At 50.7% G+C, this 9,632-nt stretch carries 10 protein-coding genes; 7 read left to right on the top strand and 3 right to left on the bottom strand.

The window, feature by feature from the left end; genetic code table 11:
- Positions 1 to 261: 261 nt before the first annotated feature.
- The 3 genes from ptsN to AK963_RS21210 all read right to left on the bottom strand — a co-directional run bounded on the left by ptsN (position 262) and on the right by AK963_RS21210 (position 2,688).
- On the bottom strand, positions 262 to 714 hold the full coding sequence (ptsN, locus tag AK963_RS21220) for a PTS IIA-like nitrogen regulatory protein PtsN (protein ID WP_066017424.1): 453 nt from the start codon (positions 712 to 714) through the stop codon (positions 262 to 264).
- A 27-nt stretch (positions 715 to 741) separates the two neighbouring features.
- Complete coding sequence (hpf, locus tag AK963_RS21215) at positions 742 to 1,056, bottom strand: ribosome hibernation-promoting factor, HPF/YfiA family (protein ID WP_066017423.1); 315 nt, start codon at positions 1,054 to 1,056, stop codon at positions 742 to 744.
- A gap of 168 nt (positions 1,057 to 1,224) precedes the next feature.
- Entirely contained in the window at positions 1,225 to 2,688 is a 1,464-nt protein-coding gene (locus AK963_RS21210) for an RNA polymerase factor sigma-54 (protein ID WP_066017422.1), read from the bottom strand.
- A gap of 373 nt (positions 2,689 to 3,061) precedes the next feature.
- Between AK963_RS21210 and dcuC the strand changes: the two genes are divergently transcribed.
- The 7 genes from dcuC (at position 3,062) to AK963_RS21170 (ending at position 9,531) form a co-directional block, all read left to right on the top strand.
- Positions 3,062 to 4,435 carry a C4-dicarboxylate transporter DcuC gene (gene dcuC / locus AK963_RS21200; RefSeq protein ID WP_066017420.1) on the top strand — a complete coding sequence of 458 codons (1,374 nt, stop codon included), beginning with the start codon at positions 3,062 to 3,064 and terminating at the stop codon, positions 4,433 to 4,435.
- A 235-nt stretch (positions 4,436 to 4,670) separates the two neighbouring features.
- Positions 4,671 to 5,474, top strand: a complete 804-nt coding sequence (locus tag AK963_RS21195) for a helix-turn-helix transcriptional regulator (RefSeq protein WP_066017419.1) — start codon at positions 4,671 to 4,673, stop codon at positions 5,472 to 5,474.
- A 58-nt stretch (positions 5,475 to 5,532) separates the two neighbouring features.
- Positions 5,533 to 6,339, top strand: coding sequence for a helix-turn-helix transcriptional regulator (locus AK963_RS21190; protein ID WP_066017418.1), 807 nt, complete (start codon positions 5,533 to 5,535; stop codon positions 6,337 to 6,339).
- 386 nt (positions 6,340 to 6,725) lie between these two features.
- Positions 6,726 to 6,917, top strand: a complete 192-nt coding sequence (locus AK963_RS21185) for a Flp family type IVb pilin (protein WP_066017417.1) — start codon at positions 6,726 to 6,728, stop codon at positions 6,915 to 6,917.
- A gap of 195 nt (positions 6,918 to 7,112) precedes the next feature.
- On the top strand, positions 7,113 to 7,679 hold the full coding sequence (locus tag AK963_RS21180; protein ID WP_066017416.1) for an A24 family peptidase: 567 nt from the start codon (positions 7,113 to 7,115) through the stop codon (positions 7,677 to 7,679).
- 114 nt (positions 7,680 to 7,793) lie between these two features.
- Complete coding sequence (gene cpaB / locus AK963_RS21175; RefSeq protein ID WP_066017415.1) at positions 7,794 to 8,510, top strand: Flp pilus assembly protein CpaB; 717 nt, start codon at positions 7,794 to 7,796, stop codon at positions 8,508 to 8,510.
- 55 nt (positions 8,511 to 8,565) lie between these two features.
- On the top strand, positions 8,566 to 9,531 hold the full coding sequence (locus tag AK963_RS21170) for a type II and III secretion system protein family protein (RefSeq protein WP_066017414.1): 966 nt from the start codon (positions 8,566 to 8,568) through the stop codon (positions 9,529 to 9,531).
- Positions 9,532 to 9,632: the final 101 nt, after the last annotated feature.

The following is a 9,632-nucleotide window of genomic DNA, read 5'->3' as shown; positions in this document are numbered from 1 at the left end:
GATCATCCTGAGTTTTAATCTGACTGGCTATTTGATCTACCAGTTTTTCGTTGATTTCAACGCTCATTGTTATTCTCCATTTTGGAGTATTAACGACAAGCGTTTACACAATTTAAATTACATTCCCTGTTTCAATGGGTAGTGGAAGTTTGTCAATGACTAAAAAAGTAATACAGACTGACACTACCAGTCAACAGCTGATATCTATGATTTAACACTCTATTTCCCACACAGTGTGTGGGAAATTTTTTTATAAGCGGATTAATCATCACCCGCAATGAATTGGTAGAGCAGCTCTGTTGCAGAAGCTGAACGAATCTTCTCCAATAGCGTCGTTGAATGAAATCTTTCCGCCAGTGCTTTTAAAATTTCCAGATGTTCCTGATTTTCACCTTCCGGTACGATCAACGCGAAAACCAGATCAACAGGCTTGCGGTCCACGGAGTCAAAGTCGACGGGTTCCGCCAGTCGTATAAAGAGACCGATTGGACTCGGGCAGGCTTTACAACGGCAGTGAGGAATAGCAACCCCTTCACCCAAACCAGTGGTGCCAAGACGTTCCCGTGCAACCAGGGCTTCAAAGAGTTCTTTGGCGTTAATTTCGGGGACATCGCTACTGATGCGTTCAGCGATAAATTCCAGAATTTTCTTTTTGCTGGCCCCGTGCACACCGTCAAGAGTGCGCTCGGGGGTTAGGATGCGATGAATCATCATGCTAAATAAGAATGGCAACCTGAAAAATCAAAGGGCATGACCACTGGCACCTTGTTGCCTGTTTAAGGCTTTCTCTTTTTGTTTAACCAGCTGCCGATCCAACTTGTCCGAGAGCAGGTCAATGGCTGCGTACATGTCTTCGTGCTCGGCGGTTGCATTAATCTCGGCTCCGCGGGTATGCAGAACGGCTTCTGCTTTCTGCGCCAGCTTTTCTACACTCAGGGTCACCTGTACATTGGTGATATGGTCAAAATGTGAAGCAAGACGTTCCAGTTTCTTGATCACATAGTCGTGCAGAGCTTCTGTTACCTCGACATGATGTCCACTGATGTTGACTTGCATGTAACGCTCTCCTGATCCCATTATCCAAGTAATCACCAGTCCGCGGGATTTTTCAAACTGGTTAACTTCGATTCTAACACTGTCAATGCAGCTTGGAATGCCCTGAGACAAAAAAAACTGCTTTTTGTCTTGTACATCACCTTATCTTTTACAAGACCTTTATGATTATCAGGGGACTAACTGCTTTCGCTCATTGGATGGAGGGATATTCATGGACTCACGGTATTTGGCAATGATTCGCCTGGCTACCTTGATTCCCTGCTCTCCCAGTATGGCCGCAATTTTATTATCACTGAGCGGTTTGCGTGGTGTCTCCTCAGCAATGAGTTTCCGGATATGGGCTCGAATCGCCGTGGACGAACATTCACCACCTTCCGTTGTGCTGACATGGCTGGAGAAAAAGTACTTGAGTTCGTAGACGCCCCGAGGGGTATGCATGTACTTCTGGGTGGTGACCCGGGAAATGGTTGATTCATGCATACCGACTGCCTCGGCGATATCCGCCAGCACCAGGGGCTTCATGGCTTCATCACCCTTTTCAAGAAACTCCTGCTGATAGGCGATAATCTGACTGGCGACTTTCATCAGCGTTTCATTGCGGCTTTGCAGGTTTTTCAAAAACCAGCGGGCTTCCTGAAGGTGGTTCTTCATGAACACATTGTCGCGGCTGTTATTGGCTCTTTGAACCATGGAAGCGTAATTATTATTAATGCGCAGTTTGGGGAGTGCATCCGAATTCAGTTCGACAGTCCATCGTTCCTTGATTTTACGGACGGATATATCCGGAACCACGTACTCTGCTTCTGTCTGGTCGATCGTGCTGCCAGGCTTTGGGTTAAAGCTTTGGATCAGGCTGAGGGCTTCACGCAGCTGGTCTTCCTTCAGTTTGGCCCTGCGCATGATTCGTGCATAGTCATGGGTGCCAAGCGACTCAAGGTGAAGTGTGATCAGTTTTTCGGCATTTTTAAAATGGGGCGTTGATGGGGGAAGCTGACGCAACTGGACCAGCAGGCATTCTTTAAGGTCTGAACTGCCACAACCCACAGGGTCGAATTGTTGAACCCGATGTTGCAGTACGTTTACCTCTTCGATCTCCAGCTCTTCCAGCTGAGATTGAAGTGACACAAAAAGGTCGTCCAGTGAGCAGGTTAAATAGCCATCCGGATTAATGGCTTCGATGATGGCAAGGCCAATCAGCCGGTCCCGGTCACTCATGGGTACCATATCCAGTTGCCACTCCAGATGATCCTGAAGAGACTCTACTGAAGATGATTTCGCCAGGGGGTCATAATCATCGTCGCCGCTGCTGGCGGGCAGGCTGGAGTAAACGTCGTCCCATGCTGAGTCAACAGGCAGCTCGTTTGGAATACTTTCTGACCATTCCGCCATCTCCTGCGGTTCAGGTTCTGAGGCTGCTTCACTCAGATCGACGAGTTCTTCCTTTCCTTCACTGCTGGTGGATGCGTCCTCTGTCTGGCTATCTTCGGATTCCAGCATGGGGTTGGACTCCAGGGCCTCCTGAATCTCCTGCTGAAGATCCAGAGTCGATAGCTGTAGCAGTCGGATGGCCTGTTGCAGTTGAGGCGTCATGGTCAACTGCTGGCCCATCTTGAGCTGTAAGGAAGGCTTCATAGGCAACCGTATACCTTTACTTCGTTGTCCGTGGAGGCTGCAGGTGAAACTTATGAGTTTCTACAGAAGGATCAACCGCAGGCGGCTCAGTGTTGGCACGGATGTTGTTACGACTACTCTCCATGTGCGGCTGATTATAAACCCATAGTCGTTTCTGAAACCATAGCTTTAGCAAAAAATGTGCAGAGTTTGAAAATAATGAGTTTACCTGTGTTTTTTTGTTGGCTATCAGTGCTTTCCGCTTTGAGAGTTCGGTCATAACGACTGTCAGAATTGTTTAAAAAAAGTACCAGATCATTGTTTGACACTGGTCAATTACAAACATTAGTACAAGAAATAATCTGCACGAAATTTAAGTATTTCAGGATTTCGTGTGGATATACTCATCGTCATACCAGTGGTTGCACTGGTTATATACGCCATCGTGAAGAACTACAGCGCATCGGCCTCACTGGCCATTGCCGGTATTGTATTGCTGAGTGCAGCAGCGTTGATGGGGGTAAAAGATATCCTGCCTGCGGCCAAGGCCACTGGCTTTATGCCTTTTGACCTGTTTGAACTGATGAACTCGGTGTTCAGCTACCGTATGGCCAGCCTGGGTCTGACCATTATGGCCTGTGGTGGTTTTGCCAGCTACATGTCACATATCGGTGCTTCAGAAGCCCTGGTTCGACTGGCGGTTAAGCCGATCAGCCGTTTCCGTTCTCCCTATATGGTTCTTGCACTATGCTATCTGCTAAGTGTAGTACTTCAGATGTTTGTAACCTCTGCAACCGGCCTTGGTCTGCTGCTGATGGTGACACTGTATCCGGTGCTGAGAAATATCGGTTTGAGCCCGGCCTCGGCGGTTGCCGTTATTGCTTCTCCTGCGGCGTTTGAAATCGGTGTGACTCAGGTTAATGCCAACTTTGCTGCCAGCCAGTCTGGACTGGAGATTACCGAATACTTCCTGGGCTATCAGGCCTGGATTACTGTGCCTATGGCTCTGGTGGCTGCGGCCCTTCACTTTGTCTGGCAGCGCCGCTGTGATCTGAAAGAGGGCTATATTGCTGCAGAACATGTGGGCGAGGGCATCGAACGTTCTGACGATGAGAAGAAAGAGCCAGCCCCTGCATTCTATGCGCTGCTGCCCATGATTCCTTTCTTCCTGCTGTTGATCTTTTCCAAAATGATGGTGTCGTCCATCAAAATGAATCTGGTCATGGCCATGTTGATCAGCGTATTCGCCGGCATGTTCTGTGAAGTGATCCGTTCACGGAAAATGAAAGAGTCCCTTGAGGGCTTTGATCACTTCCTGAATGGCATGGGGGCGGTATTTGGCCCGGTGGTTGGTCTGATTATCGGAGCTGAAATTTTTGCCACGGGTCTGAAGCATATCGGTGCCATCGATTCCCTGTTGGGTTCTGCCCAGGGACTGGGTATCGGTGCTTCTGCCATGACGCTGTTTATGGCCACGCTGATTGCGGTTGCTGCCATTATGATGGGGTCTGGAAATGCGGCATTCCTGTCATTTGCGACTCTGGCTCCAGACGTAGCCAAGAGCTTCGGTGTTCCTGCCGTGGCCATGCTTCTGCCAATGAACTTTGCGGCTTCCATGGGACGTTCCATGTCTCCCATCGCCGCGGTAGTCATTGCCTGTGCCGGTATTGCCAAAATCTCACCGTTTGAAGTGGTGAAAAGAACATCGGTACCGATGATTGGGGCGTTTATTGTCGGTATGGCTCTGCACCTGATTCTGTTCGTCTGATCGTTATCCTCCCCCGCATTGCGGGGGATTCTGCTTTACTAAATACCTCCCGTTGCCCGTAAAAATGCATCCATTGGTGCTTTTTCGAACCGCGGGAAGCGGATCGCAGACGATGTAATCCTCCCAGTTATAAATAATATTGAGCCATTGTCGTTTATCTGGTATATCGTCCCCGTAATTCATCTTTGTTGTGATCTACTTCACATTATTTTAAAAATAACGTTCTGGGGGCGCTATGGACGCACAGATGGTTCACAGTTCATTCCCCTGGCTGGTCAATTCAATAACCGGCTTTGATACGTCAGAAATTAACCCTCTTGAGTCCATACCTATAGCGATATTAACCCGGCAGATGCGGCTGACTTTTGAGCAGATGGGGTTTAATGGATTCCTGTATTACGGGGTTTTGGATGAAATGCCGGAGTCAGCTCAGGAGACCCTATACCTGCCTCAGTGGAAGAATGAGCACCGTTTCATTGGTACCATGGGTGTGAATACTCTGATCCAGTATCATCGGGAAACCGGCGGTGACCGCCGTATTCGGGAGCGCATTTTTTCTGCTCAACAGCTGTTTCAACGGGAACCGCTAGACCACCGTATCCCGCAGCAACGGAAGGTACTGGATTTTTTTACCGCACTGGATGTTCATTCTCAATTGTTTGTGCCGGTTCATGGCCTAACGGGTAGAGGCTGGCACTGTCAGTTTATGCTGAACAGTGGGCTCTCCGACTTGGAGTTAGCCAGCTGGCTGAAGGATCACCAGGTATCGCTGCTTAACGCCTGCTTCTATTTTCATACCTTGCTAATGCGTGACTACAGCTACTTGTTCAATCCCTGGCTGATAAACGAGATGATCAGTGACCGGGCGCTGGATGTGCTGACACTGACGGCAAATGGGCTGGGCAGTAAGGAGATTGCTGGAAAGATTAATCTCAGTGAAAAAGGAGTGAACTACCACCTGAACCATTTGCGGGAAGTTCTGGGGGCGGATAACCGGGTGCACCTGGTGGCTGTTGCCAAAGATATGAGGATAATTTGAGCGTGATCCGGTCGTTTGTGTCATCCATACTGTAATGTGAATCAATAAAAAAGAGTTTATGGACAGCGCTATTCATTCTTCTTACATCAATCCAGCTCCGACGGAACGGTTTGATCTTCCAGAACAGAATCCTCTCGAGGCCAACACTCTGGCGGTCCTGACCCAGCGGATTCTGCTGAGTATGCAACAGCTGGGTTTCAGTGATTTTCACTACTATGGGCTATTTGATGTGGTTCCGGGTGATGAATGCCAGGCTACCGATCATTTCAATCTGGAACTGTTTCGTCGTACGCCCCAATGCCTCAGCTCTGAAGGCGTTGACGTTGTGCAGCGGTTCTTCAGGGAGACCGATGGCGACTCACGTATGTGGCAAAGCATCTGTTATGAGCGGCAGCCGTTTCAGCGCAGTTTGGCGGACAGCGGCAATCCTCAGGAACGTCGAGTGTTGGATTTTATGATGGCCCGAGAGATTCGCTCTCAGCTATTTGTGCCTGTGTACGGTTATACCGGCAACGGCTGGCACTGTCAGTTCTTATTGAACAGTCCCCTGCCGCCAAAAGCACTGGCGCTATGGATTGAGGATCATAAGCAGGCACTGCTGATGACCTGTTTTTATTTTCATACCCTGCTGATGCGTGACTTTCATTATCTGTTTAATCCCTGGCTGCATCATCAGGTGATCAGTGCCCGGGCGCTGGATGTGCTGACGCTCACGGCGAACGGACTGGGCAGTAAGGAGATTGCCGGCAAGATCAACCTCAGTGAGAAAGGGGTGAACTACCACCTGAACCATATGTGTGAGCTGCTGGGGGCGGAGAACCGGGTGCATCTGGTGGCAATGGCCAAGGAACTCCGCATTATCTGATGCTTTTTATCTGCGGTATTTAGCCTGGTTCCCAGCTTTTAATTGAACTGAGAGGCTGTTGCAAACGTCGTACAAGCATTGGAACCACGAAGGGCATAAAGATCACAAAGTAATCTTTCAAAGCCTTCGTACTCTTTGTGTTCTTTGTGGTTCCAAAAAAGGCGTTAGACTTGCCTTTAGCCGCAGCCTCCTGATACGGCCCTGCTTACTTTTTAACCCCGCCGGAAGATTTCCAACACCATCCCACGATGCAGACCATAAAACTGACCCAGGTCAATATTACCCCCACCCTGTCTGGCATTTTTGCCAGTTAAATTTCCCCGGCGGCTCTCCTACTATGGCCTCACAGAACGCAGTTCGCGGGATGTAACAACGGAGAGAGACTCATGAACGTTAAGCAATGGGTTAATGACTTCCTGAAGGAAGAAGATGGTTTGACTACGGTTGAGTATGCGGTGGCTGGTGGGATTATTGCTGCTGGAGTTGTTGCGGCATTTGGTCATTTAAAAGATGGAGTAATCGCCGAAATAGGAGCTATTTATAAAGCACTTACCGGCACGGACATGCCTAAGAGTTGACTTCATAACCTTGTTCCCAAGCTCCGCGTGGGAATGCATAGGCTGAAGTGTTGAAGCATAACAGGGTTGTTTCTTTTCTCAGACAGGTCCCCTATGCCTTTATACCTGTGAATCAGAGCTTACCCGACAGTTCTGCTGTTAACACTTCAGCTGATTAAAAATCAACCAAATCGATAACAACAAGAGCCCACCGCCATGAATACGCCCAACAGCGACCAGCTCCCCACCCTGTTGCTTCTGGCGGCGCTTATTCCCGCCCTCTGGTATGACCTGCGTTACCGCAGACTGCCCAACTGGTTGACCTTCAGCCTGTTTATCACCGGCCTGATGATCAATAGCTGGCTGAGTGGTTTCAGCGGACTGCTGGATGCTCTGGGTGGCGGGTTCCTTTGTCTGGCCATGCTGCTGCCTTTTTACCTGATGAAAAAAGGCATGGGCGCCGGTGATGTAAAAATGGTGGCCGCCATCGGTGCGGTGCTGGGTGTCAAGGATGGCGCGCTGTGCACGGCCGCGATCCTGATCGCCGGTGCCGTGCTGGGGCTGCTGTATCTTATCTACAAAGGGGGGCTGGTGGTTTCCCTGCGCCGTTACTGGCTCTGTCTGATGGCACGCACCTGGTTGCTGCCGGCAGAAAACGAAGCCGCCAGCCTGCACTTCCCTTACGGCCTGGCCATTGCCTCCGGCCTGCTGATAACGCTCTATGGCGCCGGCGACCTGGCATTTATTCCGGCACTGTTTTCATCCAGCGTGCCCATGGGCTGACCACCCGGAACTGCGAATTACTGAATAACTGCCAACGCCAGACGATCCCGGCATTGGTTTTAAAAACGGTGTTTTAGACGTTACCAGTCGCTCATGGCTGGCAGGAGCATAACCATGCTGCAACGAACCCCTGTAATGATCGCCCTGTCGGGCGTGCTTGGTCTCGGTGGTGCCTGGACGCTGGGACAATTTCTGGGCCAGCCACAGCCTACAGAGCCTGTTGATGTGACGATGGTCGTTGTGGTTAGCGAAGATATTGCCGCCTGGGAGGAGCTGTCTTCAGAGCAGCTCAAGACCATTCCGGTTCCTGGTAATCTGTTGCCGGAGCTGGCACTGACGGATGTCCAGCCGCTGGTGGGTCAGTATGCCCAGGTCAATCTGTTTGCCGGAGAGATTCTGCTGGCTGGACGGATCAGTCCGCAAATTCCTTCCGCACTCCTGGCTAACCGGCTGGAGACCGGCATGCGGGCGATGACCGTCCGCATTAATGACGTCAGTGGTGTCGCAGGGTTTGTCCAGCCCGGTAGCAGGGTGGATGTCATTGCCAATGAGCGCAGCACTTCACGGTTGCTGTTAACCAACCGTGAAGTGCTGGCCATCGATCAGGCCACCACCATGGAAAATAACGAACCTGTAATTGCCCGTACGGCAACGCTGGCGATTACACCCAGTGAAGCGACCCAGCTGGCCGGTGCGATCGATGATGCTGCCCTGTTTCTGGCCCTTCGTAACCCGGATGAGCCCACCGTGAAACCAAAGCCCAGACCGGTACCCGCTGGCCTGATTCTTCAGCGCGGAGTGCAGGGCCTGTGGGTTCCGGTGAACCAGTAATGACTGTTCACTGATTGTTTACTTCTGTTCAAGACCTTGGTTAACCGGGGGCAAAATGAAAAACAACCTGAAAAGTATGGCCCGGCGATCTGTCTGCCGGGTGTTACTCGGAGTCTGTCTGTTACTGACCGGCACGATGGGATCTGCTCTTGAGCAGACCGGTGAAAGCAGCGTACCCAAAGGGGGGGGGCAGGACCTGTCACTGATGGTCAATGGGTCCGGCTTTGTTTCACTGGCTTCGTTGCCTGGTCGCATTACCGTGGGAAACCCCGATGTGGTGGATGTTCTGGTATTAGGCGGAAGCCGTATTTTTCTGCTGGGTAAACAGGTCGGCTCTACTGCAGTGATGGCACTTGATAAGCAACAGCGTCTGCTGGCCCGCCTCCATATTGAGGTAACACCGGATTTGAACCTGTTGAAAAAGCGGCTTTACGAAGTGATGCCGAAAGAGTCCATTGCCGTGCGCATGAGCGGGCAGAAGCTGATTCTCTCCGGGGAGGTGGATAACCTTGCTCGGTTGGATACCGCTCTGAAGATCGCTGAAGGGTTTGTGGCCGAGCCGGAGCAGGTGGTGAATATACTCACCGTGGGGGGGGCTCAGCAGGTGATGCTGGAAGTGAAGGTGGCGGAAATGCAGCGCAGCCTGATGAAACGGCTGGATATGAACTTCAATGGCATCACCAATGGTGGCAAGTGGAGTTTTGGCGGTGTTGGGCCTGGCGGCGGCACCCATGTACCCGCTACTTTGCCGTTAGTCCCCCCAGCAGTTGGATTCCCTGGTGGCAACTTTACCCCCAACCCTGCCAGTTTTTCCAGCAGTGGCCTGTTTGCCAGCTTTATGAGTGGCGACAGTCTGTTCAATCTATACATTGATGCCAGTAAAGATACGGGTACGGCTCGAATACTGGCAGAACCCACCTTGACCACCCTGAGTGGTGAAGATGCCAGCTTTATCTCCGGTGGTGAGTTCCCGGTACCGGTGCCCCAGGGTAGTGATACCAATTCCATTTTTAAATTATGAAATAACAGCCCATGAACGGGAGCATAGACTTTTCAATCGGCCAACTTCAGAAAGTAATTCATTCCATGCCTCACAGCATTTATTGATAATATCTTCATAGT

This window comes from Endozoicomonas atrinae (assembly GCF_001647025.1).
Classification (GTDB): Bacteria; Pseudomonadota; Gammaproteobacteria; order Pseudomonadales; family Endozoicomonadaceae; genus Endozoicomonas; species Endozoicomonas atrinae.
Note: the sequence above shows the minus strand (reverse complement) of the source record. Positions and strands in the feature narration are given on the sequence as shown.